This is a genomic window from Kamptonema formosum PCC 10802 (assembly GCF_000332335.1).
Classification (GTDB): domain Bacteria; phylum Cyanobacteriota; class Cyanobacteriia; order Cyanobacteriales; family Oscillatoriaceae; genus Oscillatoria.
The window spans coordinates 695,583-712,030 of the sequence record NZ_KB235949.1; the positions used below are offsets into that span (position 1 = coordinate 695,583).

Annotated in this window: 19 protein-coding genes and 1 pseudogene; 1 reads left to right on the plus strand and 19 read right to left on the minus strand. The window is 55.4% G+C overall.

Annotated features, from left to right (window positions below; translation table 11 throughout):
• Positions 1-198 precede the first annotated feature (198 nt).
• From OSC10802_RS0133525 to OSC10802_RS51920, 4 genes are all read right to left on the minus strand, one after another.
• Positions 199-2,952: an ABC transporter transmembrane domain-containing protein gene (locus tag OSC10802_RS0133525; RefSeq protein WP_017721136.1), complete on the minus strand. Its 2,754-nt coding sequence runs from the start codon at positions 2,950-2,952 to the stop codon at positions 199-201.
• Positions 2,953-2,962: 10 nt separating this feature from the next.
• The gene (locus tag OSC10802_RS0133530) at positions 2,963-3,496 is read right to left on the minus strand and encodes a helix-turn-helix domain-containing protein (RefSeq protein WP_232731873.1); all 534 of its coding nucleotides are present in this window, start codon (positions 3,494-3,496) and stop codon (positions 2,963-2,965) included.
• A 260-nt stretch (positions 3,497-3,756) separates the two neighbouring features.
• Positions 3,757-4,074, minus strand: a complete 318-nt coding sequence (locus tag OSC10802_RS51915; RefSeq protein ID WP_155969033.1) for a hypothetical protein — start codon at positions 4,072-4,074, stop codon at positions 3,757-3,759.
• Between the two features lie 139 nt (positions 4,075-4,213).
• Positions 4,214-4,402: a hypothetical protein gene (locus OSC10802_RS51920; protein WP_155969035.1), complete on the minus strand. Its 189-nt coding sequence runs from the start codon at positions 4,400-4,402 to the stop codon at positions 4,214-4,216.
• A gap of 303 nt (positions 4,403-4,705) precedes the next feature.
• Between OSC10802_RS51920 and OSC10802_RS0133545 the strand changes: the two genes are divergently transcribed.
• The gene (locus tag OSC10802_RS0133545) at positions 4,706-5,152 is read left to right on the plus strand and encodes a hypothetical protein (protein ID WP_017721140.1); all 447 of its coding nucleotides are present in this window, start codon (positions 4,706-4,708) and stop codon (positions 5,150-5,152) included.
• Between the two features lie 91 nt (positions 5,153-5,243).
• Here the strand turns inward: OSC10802_RS0133545 and prfA are convergent, their stop codons facing one another.
• From prfA to rplO, 15 genes and pseudogenes are all read right to left on the minus strand, one after another.
• The gene (prfA, locus tag OSC10802_RS0133550; RefSeq protein ID WP_017721141.1) at positions 5,244-6,356 is read right to left on the minus strand and encodes a peptide chain release factor 1; all 1,113 of its coding nucleotides are present in this window, start codon (positions 6,354-6,356) and stop codon (positions 5,244-5,246) included.
• A 151-nt stretch (positions 6,357-6,507) separates the two neighbouring features.
• A complete protein-coding gene (gene rpmE / locus OSC10802_RS0133560) occupies positions 6,508-6,756 on the minus strand; it encodes a 50S ribosomal protein L31 (protein ID WP_026099035.1) in 249 nt (82 codons plus the stop codon).
• A gap of 663 nt (positions 6,757-7,419) precedes the next feature.
• On the minus strand, positions 7,420-7,833 hold the full coding sequence (gene rpsI / locus OSC10802_RS0133565; RefSeq protein ID WP_017721144.1) for a 30S ribosomal protein S9: 414 nt from the start codon (positions 7,831-7,833) through the stop codon (positions 7,420-7,422).
• Positions 7,833-8,288 (minus strand): 50S ribosomal protein L13, encoded by a 456-nt coding sequence (rplM, locus tag OSC10802_RS0133570; protein WP_017721145.1) that lies wholly within the window; start codon positions 8,286-8,288, stop codon positions 7,833-7,835. Before rplM ends, rpsI begins: the two co-directional genes overlap by 1 nt.
• A gap of 100 nt (positions 8,289-8,388) precedes the next feature.
• Positions 8,389-9,255 carry a tRNA pseudouridine(38-40) synthase TruA gene (gene truA / locus OSC10802_RS0133575; RefSeq protein ID WP_017721146.1) on the minus strand — a complete coding sequence of 289 codons (867 nt, stop codon included), beginning with the start codon at positions 9,253-9,255 and terminating at the stop codon, positions 8,389-8,391.
• Between the two features lie 14 nt (positions 9,256-9,269).
• Positions 9,270-9,623, minus strand: coding sequence for a 50S ribosomal protein L17 (rplQ, locus tag OSC10802_RS0133580; RefSeq protein WP_017721147.1), 354 nt, complete (start codon positions 9,621-9,623; stop codon positions 9,270-9,272).
• A gap of 476 nt (positions 9,624-10,099) precedes the next feature.
• Positions 10,100-11,047, minus strand: a complete 948-nt coding sequence (locus OSC10802_RS0133590) for a DNA-directed RNA polymerase subunit alpha (RefSeq protein WP_017721149.1) — start codon at positions 11,045-11,047, stop codon at positions 10,100-10,102.
• A 616-nt stretch (positions 11,048-11,663) separates the two neighbouring features.
• The gene (gene rpsK / locus OSC10802_RS0133600; protein WP_017721151.1) at positions 11,664-12,059 is read right to left on the minus strand and encodes a 30S ribosomal protein S11; all 396 of its coding nucleotides are present in this window, start codon (positions 12,057-12,059) and stop codon (positions 11,664-11,666) included.
• Between the two features lie 46 nt (positions 12,060-12,105).
• Positions 12,106-12,489 (minus strand): 30S ribosomal protein S13, encoded by a 384-nt coding sequence (gene rpsM, locus OSC10802_RS0133605; RefSeq protein WP_017721152.1) that lies wholly within the window; start codon positions 12,487-12,489, stop codon positions 12,106-12,108.
• 93 nt (positions 12,490-12,582) lie between these two features.
• Positions 12,583-12,696 (minus strand): 50S ribosomal protein L36, encoded by a 114-nt coding sequence (rpmJ, locus tag OSC10802_RS46955; RefSeq protein WP_071593402.1) that lies wholly within the window; start codon positions 12,694-12,696, stop codon positions 12,583-12,585.
• A gap of 451 nt (positions 12,697-13,147) precedes the next feature.
• On the minus strand, positions 13,148-13,372 hold the full coding sequence (gene infA / locus OSC10802_RS0133615) for a translation initiation factor IF-1 (RefSeq protein ID WP_008191178.1): 225 nt from the start codon (positions 13,370-13,372) through the stop codon (positions 13,148-13,150).
• Positions 13,373-13,548: 176 nt separating this feature from the next.
• Positions 13,549-14,142 carry an adenylate kinase gene (locus tag OSC10802_RS0133620; RefSeq protein ID WP_017721154.1) on the minus strand — a complete coding sequence of 198 codons (594 nt, stop codon included), beginning with the start codon at positions 14,140-14,142 and terminating at the stop codon, positions 13,549-13,551.
• A complete protein-coding gene (gene secY, locus OSC10802_RS0133625) occupies positions 14,142-15,455 on the minus strand; it encodes a preprotein translocase subunit SecY (protein WP_026099036.1) in 1,314 nt (437 codons plus the stop codon). Before secY ends, OSC10802_RS0133620 begins: the two co-directional genes overlap by 1 nt.
• Positions 15,456-15,474: 19 nt before the next feature.
• A pseudogene (locus OSC10802_RS56865) lies at positions 15,475-15,580 on the minus strand (RNA-guided endonuclease TnpB family protein); the annotation flags it as partial.
• Positions 15,581-15,957: 377 nt separating this feature from the next.
• Positions 15,958-16,410, minus strand: coding sequence for a 50S ribosomal protein L15 (gene rplO, locus OSC10802_RS0133630; RefSeq protein WP_017721156.1), 453 nt, complete (start codon positions 16,408-16,410; stop codon positions 15,958-15,960).
• Positions 16,411-16,448 lie beyond the last annotated feature (38 nt).

Consider the following 16,448-nt stretch of genomic DNA (forward strand, 5'->3'; position numbering starts at 1 on the left):
GGGTTTTGTCTGTATAGCTGCGGTTTCAACCGCCGAGAAACTATACAAACGAAGTCCGTCTCCCTTGGACTAAGAGAAGAGCAAGAATCTTAAAACCCGCGCAGGCGGGTTTTGTCTGTATAGCTGCGGTTTCAACCGCCGAGACACTAATGGCCACCCACGGAGACCGCCCCGGAACGAGAGGAGGCGAGATTTAATTCAACCGGCAACATCCAACTGCTGCTGATTCAGATAAAAATAATGCCCCCGCTTCGCCATCAACTCCTCGTGAGTCCCACTTTCCATCAAAACCCCCCTATCCAGCACCAAAATCAAATCAGCCTTGCGCACCGTCGAGAGCCGGTGGGCGATAATCAGCGCAGTTCGTTCTTTCATAATCGTGTTAAAATTATTCTGGATAATCCGTTCCGATTCCGCATCCAGGTGACTGGTTGCCTCATCCAAAACCAGCAAGCGGGGATTCCCCAACAGAGCGCGAGCAATTGCCAAACGCTGTCGCTGTCCTCCCGATAACATCCCACCCCCTTCCCCAATTTGGGTTTCATAGCCCATTGGCAGTTTCTTGATAAACCCATCCGCCCCAGCTTGTCGCGCTGCTTCCATAATATCTTCCAGTTTAGCAGATGGGTGCCCGATAGCAATATTTTCCCGAATCGTACCCCCAAACAGAAACGTATCCTGATCCACCACACCAACTTGCTGCCGCAGCGACCGCAGTGATAAACTGGTTATATCCTGCCCATCGATTAACACCTTCCCATCCGTAGGGGGATAGAGCCCCAAAACCAGCTTAGAAATCGTCGTCTTCCCCGAACCGCTGCGCCCCACCAGCGCCACCGTTTGCCCTGGCTTAACCTCAAAACTGAGATTTTCCAGCACGTTGATGTCGCTTTCTGGGTGATAGCGGAAAGTCACCTTTTCAAAGCGAATGTGACCTCGAAGCTGGGGCAATGACTGTCGGGCTTGATGCTGCAAATCTTCCTCCACTTCCGAGTCTATCACATCATTGATGCGCTCAATGGCTACTGTCACTTCCTGCAACTGATTCCACAGCACCGCCAGCCGCTGGAAAGGATGGATAATATTGCCCAGCAACATATTAAACGCCACTAATTGCCCAATCGTCAGCTGGTTTTGAATCACCAGCCACGCCCCAAACCACAGCAACCCTGTGGTAGCCAGCGCTTCAATAGTGGAGCTGAATATCTGCAGCCGGTTGCTGATGACTTGTCCGGAAAAGCTGCTCTTAATCTCCTTATTCAGGAGTTCCTCCCAGTGCCAGCGCACTGTCTGCTCAACCGCCATTGATTTTACCGTGCGGATGCCGGTGAGAGATTCTATCAGATAGCTGCTTTCCTCCGCCACGCCATTAAAAATATTTCGCGAAACTCGCTGCAAAAATGGCGTGGCAATCAGCGCCAGCAAGACAAACGGCGGCACAATCAGTAATGCCAGCAGCGCCATCTTCCAACTGTACCACAGCATTAACCCCACATAAACAAAAACCGTTATTAAGTCCAGCAATATGGACAGCGCCTCACCCGTGAGAAAGCGCTGGATTTTACGATTTTCCTGCACGCGGGAGATGATGTCGCCCACATAGCGCGACTCGAAGTAGCTGAGGGGCAATCGGAAGGTGTGCCGGATAAAACCGACTATCAGCGCCACATCGACTCGGCTTGCTGTCTGGTCAATCAGGTATTGCCGCAAACCAGTCATGGCGACTCGAAACAGGCTAAAAATCAGCAACCCTAACCCTACTGCTGTCAAAGTCAGCTGGCTGCGCTGCACGACTACCCGATCTAAAATCAACTGGGTGAATAGGGGCGTAATCAGTCCAAAAATCTGGATGAATAGGGAGGCGATGAATACTTCCAGCAGCACTAACCCGTGCGGTTTGGCTAATTCAAAAAACTGCCAGAAAGGCGTAGTGGACTCTTTCGCATCTTTTATCAAAGCTGTGGGCTGCAATAGGAGCGCATAACCCGTCCAGCCGGCTTTGAATTCTGCGTGGCTGAGAGCTTTTTGGCCGATCGCCGGATCGCATACAATAACCTGTTTGCGGGTGATTTCATACACAGCAATGTAGTGCTTCCCCTCCCAGTGCGCGATTGCCGGCAAGTTCTGTTTCGCCAGTTGATCCAGACTAGCTTTCACCGGTTTTGTGGAAAACCCAATACTTTCCGCAGCTGCTGAAATTCCCCGCAGTGATGCGCCATTGCGGTCAACATTTGCCATATCCCGCAGCCGGTTGACACTGAAGTTTTTCCCCCAGTATCGCCCCACCATTACTAAGCACGCCGCACCGCAGTCAGACGAACTTTGCTGGGCGAAAAATGGATAGCGCCGAAGGGAATGCTGCCACAAATGGCCAATCTGCAAGGTGGGGCTGGGAAAATAAGCCTTGCTAATCTTTTTCTGGTTTTTTGCCTCCGTCACCTCGGAGAAATCGGCTTTCTCCACCGGCAGGGGTTTTTCCACCGGCGCAGAGGAGAAACCCGTCTCCACCGGCACCCCATCAGCGCCTCTCAGCTGCGAATCTCTCTCAACTGCTTGCCGGTGAAGATGCTCTCGGATTTTGGGATATTTGCGCAGCAAGTCTTGCAAGCGCTCACTTGCAATGTAGCCCAGCACCGGCGCATCTTTGGCAGCTTTCACCGCATAAGGCTCAAAGGACTCTTCCGGAAACAGAGTCAGTTCCCCAAATGATTCTCCTGCTTTCAGGGAAGCCGGTGAATTATTGTGCCGGTCGAGCAGCCTGCACTTGCCGGCAATAATGATATAGATACCCGGTTCAGCGTCTTGCGAACTCCAGAACTGTTTGAGTGCCGGTGGCTCTAGTATTTTAATATATTGTAGCGCACTTGAGAGTTCCCGCTCCGCAACAGACTGTCCTAATATTGTTTCCAGCAGTTCCCCAGACACTGCGGAAGTAGATGCCTTTTCAGCCATAGCTGCCACCTTAACTGATAGAATTGAATAGCCACAGGTCTGTATCTGGCCCACAGTCTCCCGTCAGGTCGCGAATTGCAAGGCGGGTGCCGGTTTGCTGCGCGGTATCCTCAGCTGCGGCGGGTTTGGGGCGGGTGGACAGTCCCATTTCTTTCAGCAGCCGGTTGATGTGGCGGGCGCTGATTTCAAGGCCACACTCTTTCGCCAGATGCTTGCTCAGCCATTGGGCTGTCCACCGCTGAAATGGATAGCCAAAATCGCGGGGACTGTTGCTGGCCAGTTTTTTCAGCAGCTCTAAATGTTCGTCACTAACAGTTTTTGGCCGGCCTATGGGGCTATCATTCCAGGTGTGAGCCAAGCCTGCTTTGGCTGTGAAAATCCAGTGCCGCGCCGTTTCCTGAGAGCAGCCTAGCGCTTTGCAGATTTTCAGCTGAGTTTTCCCCTCATCTGCTAGCAGCATGATTTGGATGCGCTGGCGGTACTTCTCGGGCAAATCGTCTGACAGACTTTTTTGCAGCAGCTTGCGCTGGAATGGTGTCAGCATCTGGCCTTTTGGCGAGTTGCTTTTGCCGGTCTCGGATTGACAGGAGCGGCGTGACATGAGTAGATGCCGGTAAAGATTTATAGGAATAACAAGCGCGCAGGTCAGATTACGCCAGGAGTTCAAGGTTCTTGGCGAGAGTTACTGAGCTGGCCATTGTCGCATAATTTACTCTATCCTATTCTAGAACGGTTGGGTTTGTTTTCAGCCCGTCTTGATGTTCTAAATTGCTTATAGCATATATATATATATATAAGCTACACTTATATATTATCTTCCCTAATATCCTGCTCTGTGGCCATCAGTGGGGTGCGTCCCCCCCCGAAAACGCATCCCACAGTTCTTGCCCACCGGCAGCGCCCCGATTGCTGGCGGATTCCCGCGCCAGGGAGCCTGCCGGCGCTGACTCCCCTGGATTTGCTCACCGGCACCCCTGTTTCCTGGGAATTGGGCATCATCGAATTGGGCAAAAGGGCATTGCTGTTAATCTTCCGCATGCGCCACGCCCCATACCCCACGCCCCATGCGCCACGCCCCATGTCCCACGCCCCACGCCCCACCCGCCCCACGCCCCATTCCACCGGCAGTTGGTGAGCGTTCAGCTAGCCCCTCAGGACCCGTCAAGCCGTTAATTGTAAACAATCCCCTTCTTCCAAGCTCAACCTGGGAAGGCGGCTCGGGAGGCGTTGCCTCCTTTCTCTAACAAGCCGCATTACGAGCCTAACAGCAAGCCCGCACCCGCACGATCGATACCGCCAGCCCCACACCGGCACCCTCACCACTGACATTTCCCACCCCCCACTGGCGGCGCACCGGCACCATTGCCGGCTGCCGGGGAATGGAGCATGGAGCCTTGCCGAGAAGCTTCCCCATGCCCCCACGCCCCACGCCCCACGCCCTATGGCCCATTCCACCGGCTGCCGGTCAGGATTGATCACGGCCCACACGGCCCGTCAAGCCGTTAATTGTAACGAATTGTAACAATCGCTTGTCATTTCCCAACCGACTTGCTAGACTTAATACATTCACCCAAAGTTTTAATAAACCACTCCCAGAGTAAATAATACCTGAAAGTGGCCATTACCAAACTCAAACAGCAGTCCGGCAACAATTGTGAACTCAGTTTAACACGTTGCCAGTTCCTCTGAATTACTCATGATGGCGGAAATATTAGGCTTTTGGGCCGTTGTTTAAAAGTAGGGAGCAAAGACGATGAGCGCTAACACCAGATTGGCCAAACGCAACCGCCGGTACACCGGCCCGAGCGAGAGCCTGATTGCCCGCAAACTCCTCAACCCAGAACTCCAGCTGGCCGGATTTCTCGGGCGAATCAAACACGAAGTATCGGCCATCCTCAATGTGCGCGTCACAGAGGTGAGGTTAAAGAAACACATGATCTGGGTGGCCTACAAAGGCCAAGACGGCAGGACTTGCAGCCAGTTCTTCAGCTACCGCAAGCTACCCATCTGGCAAGAACTGGTGATAGCCAAAATTCTCGAATGCCCGGATTTGCATATGTTGGGCCGGTTTACCAGAGGCTGCCGGTGGGAATATAAGCATTTTTCCTACATTACCGAGATGAGTGACTACATTGACGAGGCCCTGGACAGCCGGCTGGCCCAATTAAAAGCCCAGGAGTGGAGCGAAGAGGAGAGCTAGCTGGCGGAGTGAACTTTAACAAAAATCAAAACACCGGCACAGCAGTGGCCCGGAAGGCGCGTCTGTGCCAGAGTTATGTGCCACCGGCACCTCAGACGGAAGTTGCAGCCGTTGAGCTCGAAGCGGCTAACTCCTCCAAGCGTTCCTGCTGGTCTTGGGCGATGCAAGCTTGGACGACATGCTCAATATCCCCTTCCAAAACCGTATTCAGGGAGAAATTCTCGCCCAAGCGGTGGTCGGTGACCCGATTGTCCTTGTAATTGTAGGTGCGAATCTTCTCCGAGCGAGAGCCGGTGCCCACTTGCGACCGGCGCATCGAGGTGACAGCTTCCTGCTGCTCCCGCAACTTCATGTCGTACAGCTTAGCCCGCAAAATCTGCATGGCCCGCTCTTTATTTTGTAGCTGGGAGCGCTCCTCCGTGCAGAAAATCCGGATGCCGGTAGGTTTGTGGAACAAATCGGCAGCAGTTTCCACCTTGTTGACATTTTGACCGCCGGCACCGCCGGAACGAGCCGTAGTCAGCTCAATATCCTTCGGGTCGATGTGCACCTCCACCTCGTCCACTTCCGGCATCACCGCCACAGTCGCCGTCGAAGTGTGAACTCGCCCTCCCGCTTCCGTCACCGGCACCCGCTGCACGCGGTGGACGCCGGCTTCAAACTTCAGCTTGCTGTAAACCCCCTCGCCTTGAATCTCCAGAACCGCTTCCTTAAAGCCGCCCATTTCTGCCAGAGACTCACTCACCAGCTTCACCCGCCATTTTTGGCTTTCTGCGTAGCGCGAGTACATGCGCAGCAAGTCGCCCGCCCAGATACTGGCCTCATCGCCGCCGGTGCCGGCGCGAATTTCCAGCATGATATTCTTCTCATCATTGGGGTCGCGCGGCAGCAGCAAAATCTTCAAGCGCTGCTCCAAATCCGCCAGACGAGCTTCCAGATCCTCAACTTCCTGCGCCGCCATCTCTTGCCAATCGGGATCGCCACTGGCTTCCTTCAAAACCTGCCTTGCGCCGGCCAGCTCTTCTTGCGCCGCCTTCCAGACGTCATAGGTATTGACAACCTCTTCCAAAGACGAACGCGCCTTAGCCAAGCGCTGAAATTCACTCGGGTCTTTAGCCACATCTGGGTCAGCCAGACGGCGGGTTAGCTCGTTGAAAGTTTGCTCAACGGATTTCAGTTTTTCTAGCAGATAAGTCTCAGCCATGTCAGTTGCTCTCGCTTATTGAAAATATGTAGTGCAGTATTTAGGCAGCGGGAATTTTAGAAAAGCCATTTCAGAAAAGGCCGGTGCGGCCTTTTCTAAAATCCGTGCTTCCCAAATCCTTGCCTCCCACATCGACAAGCTGAGAGCGTCGCTACTTCTTCTTAGTGCCCTTTTCCCCTTTTTTGGCTCCCGCGTCCCCCATGCCGTACTTGCGCATGAAGCGCTCAACGCGCCCTTCCGTGTCAATAATTTTCTGGGTGCCGGTGTAGTACGGGTGGTTGCCAGACCACACATCGACGTGGAGTTCTGGCTTAGTGGAGCCGACTGTCATCACCACTTCTCCGTTGCAGTACACCTTAGCCTCTGGATACCACTTGGGATGGATGTCAGGTTTTGCCATTGTTTTCTTCTGATACATTTACGCGACATTATTCCAGGCATTCCCGGACCGTGCGGCGATAGCACTATCGCCCATAAAGGCGGCAGAGGCGTTATCCCGCACTCGCTTTCGGGAAGAGCCCGAAAGCACTATTTCGGGAACGTTTCTCTTCGGTGTTTTGGCACCTACTTAAACCCAGAGCGCTTTCACGCTCAGCGCCGATGACAGCTGCTTTAAGCTCAATTTCCTGTTTCGCTTGGCAACCGTGTCGGAAGTCTCAAAGGCGGATAAGAAATCAAGCACTATTTTCAAGTCGAGCGGTCGGCACAGTTCGCTAACGCTATTTTTTCGAGCCAGACCTATCTGATTATACCGTGTCCTACTGCTTTGCGTCAAGAATCCAGGATTAAATCCTGCTCTGCTTAGATTGTAGCCCGTCATCGCCACAGGCGGTCAGCCTGCCAGACGAGCGCGGCCTTGAAACCCCTCAAAGGTTCCCACCGGCATCTAGCGGCCAACCGCCGGCCCCAAACAAGCTGTTGCGCTTTTAATCCGCTTATCACACCAAGCCTGCAGAGAGCCGCGAAACCCGCGCTACCTGCGTTCCCATTCATGCTCCAGGGGCGACAGCCCTGAAATACAAGACAGCTAAAAGTGAAATTTATATGCGCAACAGCCCAATTTTTAGCGCTTGGAGTATTGCGGTGCCTTGCGGGCTTTGCGCAGGCCGTACTTCTTGCGCTCCTTAGCGCGGGGGTCGCGGGTCAGGTAGCCTTCGATTTTCAAAGGCTGGCGGTTGTCGGGGTCGAGCTCGCAGAGGGCGCGGGCCACGCCGAGGCGGATGGATTCCGCTTGGCCGGTGAGTCCGCCGCCTTCCACCTTGACCAGGATGTCGTATTCATTTTCCAGGCCCAGAGTTTCCAGGGGGGCCTTAGCGGCGGACAGGTAGCTGGCGTTGAATTGCAGGTACTGGTCTCCGGGACGACCGTTGACGATCAGCTGGCCGCTCCCTGGAACCAGGCGCACGCGGGCGACGGCTGACTTGCGGCGACCGGTGCCCCAGTACACGGCTCTGCCCTGCTGTTCTGTGGCTTGCATTATTCCTCTCCTCCGGGTATGGTCTGGATTTTCAATTCTTGGGGTTTTTGAGCTTGGTGGGGGTGGTTGGGTCCCTTGTAGACTTTTAGCTTGGTGAACAGGTTTCTGCCGAGGCTATTTTTGGGCAGCATGCCGCGCACGGCCTGTTCGATAATGCGTTCTGGCAGGCGCGATTGCAGCTGGGCAAAGGTTTCGGTTTTCATGCCGCCCGGTCTGCCGGAGTGACGCCGGTAGAGCTTCTGGCTGCGTTTTTTGCCGGTGACTGCCACAAGTTCTGCGTTGATCACAATCACGAAGTCACCGGCATCCAGGTGGGGGGTGTAGGTGGGTTTGTTCTTGCCGCGCAGGACTCTGGCGATTTCGCTTGCCAGACGCCCCAGGCGCTGACCGGCAGCGTCTACGACGTACCAGTTTCGCTCCAGGGTGCTTTGTGAGGGGACGTAGGTTTTGTTCATCGGTTAAAAGGCTATTGTCAGTAGATAGTTTCCCGGACAGGGCGATCGCCGGCGGCTGGCCGTTAGAGCAATTCCCCGTTACACCTTTCGGTTTCCCCTGTCAAGGGGTTAGGGAAGAATTTTCATGGGTGGGGGGCTCTGTGCTGCCAGGGAGGAGGAACTTGGGCATGGTGTCGAACCAGATATCTGGGGGGAAAGGGGAGTCGGGGTAGCCGACTCGCAGCAGGCACAGCCCGCATGCCGGTGCGGCGTACTTGACCTCTTCCCGGCGCTCGTTAGCCCAGAGGTCTTTGAAGTCAGCCAGGGTGCGCTGCCCCCGCCCCACTTGCACGAGCAGCCCCACCAGCAGGCGCATCATGCCGTAGAGAAAGCCATTGGCTTGCACTTCGATGTACAGGAAGGGCCCTTGCCGGTAGCACACAGCCTCCTGCACCTCCACCCAGGAGTGGGAGCGGCTGCTGCGGCTGCGGTGGAAGGCGGCCAGATGGTAGTGACCGATCAGCTGCTGCAAGGCGGCGAGTATGAGAGATTCATCCAGTTCAGCGTAATAATAGTGCCAAGCAAAGGGCCGCACGAACAAGTTCGGTTGCGGATCGGTGTAGAGGGTGTAGCGGTAGCGCCGCCAAGCGGCGGAGAAGCGAGCGTGCCAGTTGCTGTCAACCTGCGCCGAGGCTCGCACCGCGATATCAGGGGGCAGGTGGGTGTTGAGAACAGCCGCCCATTTGTGGGGCGGGACAGTGCTCGCCGTGTCAAAGTGAGCCACTTGAGCGGCTGCGTGGACACCGGCATCGGTGCGGCCCGCACCGTAAAGGGTCACCGGTCTGCCGTGTGCCGAGTGCAGGACTTTTTCGATTTCTTCCTGCACAGTGCGCTCTTTGGGCTGCCGCTGCCAGCCGTGGAAGTGGGTGCCCAGGTATTGGATAGCCAGGGCGATTCGCTGGGTTGACAGGGGCTCTGTGTCTGGCATCAAAGTGGGCGCGGTTAATCGACCAGCTCTAGAATTGCCATTTCAGCATTATCGCCCCGTCTGGGCACGGTGCGCAGGATGCGGGTGTACCCGCCATTGCGATTGCCGTAGCGGTTTTTGACCTGTTCAAACAGGGCGTGGACGAGCTGTTTGTCGTAAAGGTAGCCTATGGCCTGCCGGCGAGCCGCCAGAGAGCCATCCTTGGCCAGAGAAATGATCCGGTCGGCTTCAGGCTGGACAGCCTTGGCCCGCATTTTGGTCGTGGTGATCCGACCGTGACGGATCAGCTCTGTGGTCAGAGCCCGGAGCAGAGCCCGCCGCTGGTCAGCTGGCTTGCTCAGTTTAGGAACGCGACAACCGTGACGCATAATAAGAGTGTGAGGTGTGAAGAATTGAGTGTGAGTGAGCAGTTGGGAAGTCGCACTTCCCGATTAAATCTTTGATTTTGGTTAGGCTTTTGAGAGGTTTAATCCAGAGAGATTTTCCTCTCAAAGGGCGCAGCCAAGATCCCCCTGTCAGGGGTAGCCAGCCGCGCGCCCCAAAGCCGAATTTTTCTTTTTTTAGTCTGAGCTGGGTTGACTCACGAGCTGTCTGGCTCAAGATTATTGCCCCTGACGGGGCTCCTGGTTTTATTTGTCAAGGGAGCCTGTCAAGTGGCCTAGACTGGCAGCCTCCAGCCAGACAGGGGATTGTGTCAGAGGCTCGCTTTTATGTATTTTAGCGTGCCCTGGCAGCCGCTCCCACTCAATCAAATAGTTTTCAGGAGCCTGACGCCTCAAGTGAGATAAGATGAAGGATGAAAGATAAATTTTTTCACCCTTCCAATTTGACAGATCGCCCTTTTCTAGGTAGTTTTAGCTTGCTTTTCTTGGGGCAGCGTGATCCCCAACCGCTTCTGCAGGGCTTCTATGACTTCTTCGGCTGATTTTTGACCGAAGTTTTTTATCTCTAGCAGGTCTTCTTGGGTGTAGTCCAGCAAGTCCGCCACTGAGTTAATTTGGGCTCGCTTCAGGCAGTTATAGGCTCGCACTGAGAGCTGCAATTCCTCGATAGGAATCTGGCTCGTTGGGTCTTCTGAATCGATGTCACCTCTCTCCATCCCCTCAAAGTTAATATCTTTGAGTGGGTTGAACAGCTCCACCAGAATACTGGCCGCAGAGCTGAGGGCTTCTTGGGGGCTAAGACTGCCATTCGTCCAGATTTCTAGGATCAGCCGGTCTTTCTCCGTAGAGCCGCCGATGCGGGCGTCTTCAACGATGTAGTTGACTTGGCGCACCGGCATAAAGATAGCGTCAATTTGGAGGAAGTCCAGGGCGCTCCCCTCGTCGCGCCCCCGCTCGACTGAGCGATAGCCCTTGCCTTTTTCAATGCGAAATTCCATCTCCAGGGTGGCTCCTTCGGAGAGGGTGGCCACATACTGGATGGGAGAAACCACCTCGACCTCAGAGGGCAGGTCGAACTGGGCCGCTGTCACCCGGGCTGGCCCTTTGGCCAGCAATCGACCGATTTGCGGTTGAGAGGTGTAGCTTTTGAGGACAATTTCCTTCATGTTCAGGAGGATTTCCAGCACATCCTCCCGCACCCCCGTAATGGTGGCAAATTCATGATTGACGCCCGCAATGCGGACTGCCGTCACGGAGGCCCCTTCCAGGTTGCTCAGCAGCACCCGCCTCAGCGCATTGCCGACTGTTGTGGCTTGCCCTCGTTCCAGCGGCTCTATAATAAATTTGCCGTACTGGCTTTGGTCTTTCTCAGTGTTGGACTCTACACAATCTATCTGAAACTGCGCCACGGAGTTACCTCCCTACTCCAAGATGCCTGGAAGCGCCGCAGGCGCTCCCGGGGGTGAATGCTGCAACCTTTGACTGATACAGCGCGGACATGACAGCCAACACAAAACCACGCGCCATACTCACTTCCTGCTTTACTGAGTCCCTGATGTCGCCACACCAGGATTTGTTGAGTTCCCACGAGCCCCATGCCGCCCTATCAGGATAGTTTTCCAGATTGAGACTGGCGTTAAAATCTCGGGAGAGCGAGGTGTCCGCAACGGCCACATAACCCCAAGCCGCCCCTGCCGCCGGCGCTGACACAGAGGGGAGCCAACGCTGAGTTCCCTTGCGCCTGTCAAGCCGCTGCCGCTGGAATTCACTATCAGCGTCACCACCGGCAGCCACTCACGGGCGGGCGCTGCCGGGCAAGGCTCCCTGACGGTGCCCCCTGTGTGCGGACGCTCGTCCCCTGCCCCGGCAGTGTCCGGGGATGCCAAAAGGCCGGTGAGCGCCTCTCCGTCAGAGACGGTGAGGGGTGCGGGCGGTGAGGGTCATTGGTGCAATCCATTCCCCACCTCTGGCTTTTTTCTTCTGCCGTCTCACGCCTGACTTTTTTTTGAGCAGCAAAGCGTGCGTTCAGACTCGGCGGCGTTTCGGGGGCCGGCAGCCGTTGTGGGGGATGGGGGTAATGTCCCGAATCAGTGTGATTTCCAGCCCAGCACCTTGCAGGGCGCGTATTGCAGTTTCCCGGCCCGCTCCCGGCCCACTCACCATCACTTCAATCTGGCGCATTCCCTGGTCATTGGCTCTGCGGGCCGCACTTTCTGCGGCGGTTTGGGCGGCAAAGGGAGTGCCTTTCTTGGCTCCCTTAAAGCCGCTGGACCCCGCTGAGGCCCAGGAGATCACCTCACCGTTTTGATCGGCAATCGTGACAATGGTGTTGTTGAAGGTAGACTGGATGTAAGCTACTCCATTCGGCACATTCCGCTTTTGCTTGCGTGCCCCAGCTTTTTTCGGTGTTTGTCGCGCCATAGTTCAATGCGTGCGTTTTTACTTGACTGTTCAGCAGGCGTGTGACTTACTTCTTAGCGGCTGCCTTCTTCTTGCCAGCTACCGTTCGGCGGGCACCGCGACGGGTGCGGGCATTGGTGCGGGTTCTCTGCCCGCGAACCGGCAGCCCCAGGCGGTGCCGGCGTCCCCGATAGGTGCCAATATCCATCAGGCGCTTGATGTTCATATTTTCCCAGCGCCTGAGATCCCCTTCGACTTGATAGTCGCTCTCTACCGCATCTCTTAATGCGGCCACATCGGCGTCACTTAAGTCTTTCACTCGGGTGTCTGGACTCACACCCGTTTTGGCCAAAATCTCCTGAGAGCGCGATAGGCCAATTCCGTAAATATAGGTCAGGCCAATCTCTACGCGCTTGTCGCGAGGAAGATCTACCCCGGCAATCCGTGCCACGCTTCTTTCCCCCTAGTGTTTTTCTCGTGTTGCTAGAATTTTCGATGATGGACTTGATGCAATGCCTGCATTCCCTTGTGCGGCGTCCTGCCTCTAACCTTGACGTTGCTTGTGTTTCGGGTTAGAACAGATTACCATCACCCGTCCGCGCCGGCGGATGATCCGGCATTTCTCGCAAATTTTCTTGACTGATGCTCTTACCTTCATGCAAAGAATCCCGCTGGATACCCCCTGCCAGCCTAATTTGGCCAAGGGAGGAAAGCGAGGCGGGGTGTGGCGCTTCCCTGGTGTCAATTGCTTGCCCGTTTTTTCGCCGGTCGGGCCGTACCTGCGCCAGAATGCTGGCTGTTTCCGTTTTCGCGCCCGCCCAGATGTTCTTAAGGGCCCCGCACGACTGGCCGCGCAGCGAGCCGCCCGAACCCAAGGGCGAGGTCAGCCAGCCCGCTGCACTCTCATGTGAGGTGGCTCACTTAAAGTGAGCGCGCTCAACAGCTGGCTTTCTGCAAGCCCCTTTCCAGAAAAGAGCTGGGAGAGGGGCGGTGAAGAGAGGGCTTCCCTCACTACAAACGTAATATTATATCAATTTATCTGCAACATTGCAACAAACTCTTTTCTCAGCCCTGGCTCTCACTGAGTTTTGAAAACCTTTTATCTAAACCTACTTCTTGCGAAGCCGGTACGTAATTCTACCTTTGGTCAAGTCATAAGGGGTCAGCTCGACTTTTACCCGATCGCCGGGCAAAATTTTGATGTAGTTGCGCCGGATCTTGCCAGAAATGTGGGCCAGCACGTTAAACCCGTTGTCCAGGTCAACGCGAAACATGGCATTGGGCAGGGATTCCGTCACCGTGCCTTCCATCTCAATCAAATCTTGCTTAGCCAACTTCTTTTTACCTCAACGCTACGGCTGGTGGAACTCAACGAACACGGTTTTCCGCTTTCCCGTGACGGGAACTGCTCTGGGGCTCTTATTTTAACATAAATTAGTAAAGCTTGACCCCAAAGCAGTCTGAAACAAGGGCGGAGGGCTGCGCCGCCCCTAGAACTGGGCCGGCGGGCTCACTCAACAGCAGCGGAGCGGGCGTCACAGGAGCCAATGACTTGTTTGAGTTCCGCAGTGACTAATTCCACTGACAGGTTGCCATTGACAGAAACCAGCTGCAGGCGCTCGCTGTAGAAGTCGATCAGCGGTGCGGTTTGCTGGCGATAGACTTCCAAGCGCCGGCGAATCGTCTCTTCGTTATCGTCCTTGCGCCCCTCCTTGAGCCCCCGGCTGAGCATGCGAGCCACCAAGACCTCATCCGGCACATCAAGGTTGACGACGCGCTCGCAGACCTGATCCATTTCCTCGAGCAGGAGGTCCAAAAACGATGCCTGAGAGACATTGCGCGGGAAGCCGTCCAAAATCCAGCCGGCTTTGGCGTCCGCCTGGCTCAGGCGAGCCCGCATCATGTCCAGGATCAGCCCGTCGGGAACCAACTCGCCCCTGTCCATGAACGCTTGCGCCTTTTGACCCAAATCAGTCTGCCCGGCGACGTTGGAGCGCAACATGTCACCCGTGGAGATGTGAGGGATCTCACAGAGTTCAGCGAGCTTGTGAGCTTGCGTGCCTTTACCCGCTCCCGGAGGTCCGAGGAAAATCAATCGCGCCACTATTGCTTCACCATTCCTTCGTATCGCTGGGATATCACGTAAGTTTGAATTTGTTTGGCCGTATCGATCGCCACTCCCACCAGAATCAGCAGGGAAGTCGCCCCAAGACCTTGAAAAGTCCTGACGCCGGTGGCGCTTTCCACAGCGGTGGGCACAATGGCCACCAAGCCGAGGAAGACCGCGCCCAAAAATGTCAGCCGGTTCAGCACCCGCTCCACATACTCACTCGTCGCCTTGCCCGGACGGATGCCGGGAATGCTGGCCCCCATTTTTTTCAGGTTCTGAGCCATATCCACTGGGTTGACAATCAGCGAAGCGTAGAAATAGCTGAAGAACACTATCAGGGTCAGGTAGAAAGCCACATACAGCCAGGGGGCGGGGCCACCCGGGCTGAGATAGTTGGCGACTTGAATCAAAAATTCATTGCGAGTGAACTGGGCGAGCGAGTAGGGCAAAATCAAAACCGCTGAGGCAAAGATGATCGGCATCACGCCCCCCTGATTCAAGCGCAGCGGCAGATAGCTGGTGCGCTCCCTGTAAAGGCGTCGCCCGACTTGCCGGCGTGCTGAAATGATGGGAATGCGGCGGGTTCCTTCTTGAACGAAGACGATCCCCACAATCATCACCAAGAAAACCACCAGCAGGACGATTACCTGGCCCACTCTCTCCCGGCCCCCCGTCTGGGCGTACTCAATCGTGTTGCCCAAGGAGCGGGGCAGCACCGCCACAATATTGAGAAAAATCAGCAGGGATGCGCCGTTGCCAATGCCGCGCTCGGTAATCAGCTCCGACACCCACATGACAAACATCGAGCCGGCGCTGAGGGCCAGCACGGTTTCGGCAACAAACACAGGGCCGGGACTGACCGCGGCTCCGGAATTGGCGACCCACAGGGCAATGCCGGTACTTTGAATCACCGCCCAGCCGACTGCTACGTAGCGGGTGATTTGAGATATCTTGCGCCGGCCCGCTTCCCCTTCATTTTTCTGCAGCTCTTCCAAGGAGGGGATAGCTGCTGTCATCAGCTGCAAAATGATGGAAGCGTTAATGTAAGGCAAAATTCCCAGGGCAAAAATTCCCAGGGTGCGAATGCCGCCCCCCGAGAAAAAGTCCAAGAAACCGATTAAAGGGCTGTTGCTAATATTGGCTGTAAAGGCGCTGCGATTCACCCCCGGGACTGGCAAAAAGATGCCCAGGCGCACCAAAATCAGCAGGCCAATAGTGACGAGCAGCCGGCCCCTGAGGCCAGCCGCTTGCGCCATCTGCATAAAAGTTTCTTGAGCTGTTGGAGCTTTATCTCTACTAACGACCATGCAGGCGTACCTGATACATTTACGCGACGTTATGTGGGACAATTCCCGACAACGCAACGATGGCACTATCCCCGATAAAAGTGATAGAGGCGGTATCCCGCACTCGCTTTCAGGAAAATCCCGAAGAGCGCTATTTCAGGAACGTTTTAAGACGGTGTTTTGGCACCACCTTAGGCGTCTTCAAGTCAGCGCCGTTTTTGTTGCTTTAAGCTCAAGAACCCGTTTCACCTGGCAACCGTGTCGGAAGTCTCAAAGGCGGGTCGAGAATTAAGCGCGACATCAAACGGTTGGCATGAGTCGAATCACGCTATGCATGCTCCTGATTTATTGCATTATACCGCGTTCCGCTGCTTTGCGTCAAGAATCCAGGATTAAATCCTGCTCTCAATACAGTTGAGCGAGCGCACTTGCGCGACTGGGACTGGCCAGCGCGCGAGAGTGTGGGGGCGGGGGGGACAGATATCCTTTGTCTCCAACAGACATCTCGGGCTTTTCCCCGCTCCTACTTGGCTCCTGCGACTTCACAGCTGCCGCCCGCCGCCTCAATTTTGGCGCGGGCACCGGCTGTAAAGGCAGCTGCTTTTACATTCAGCGGCACATTGAGCTCCCCATCACCTAAAATTTTCAGCGAGCCTTTGTTCGCTGTGACAATGCCAGCTTCGAGCAGTGACTCCAGAGTCACTTCTGTATTCGCCGGCAGGGATGCCAGCTTGCTTACATTAATCGTAGTGTATTCCTTGCGATTAATGATGGTAAAGCGCTTCAGTTTTGGCAAGCGCCGGTACAGGGGCATTTGGCCCCCTTCAAACCCGGGCCGCGTGCTGCCGCCCGATCTGGCTTTCTGACCGCGCATCCCCTTGCCGGCGCTGGCACCTTGACCGGCAGAAACGCCCCGCCCCAACCGGCGGCGGCGCTTTTGGGAGCCCTCCTTGGGCACCGCATCTTGCAATCTCATCGGTTTGTTACCTGCATCTGTTGTGCTGGAAGCTGTCA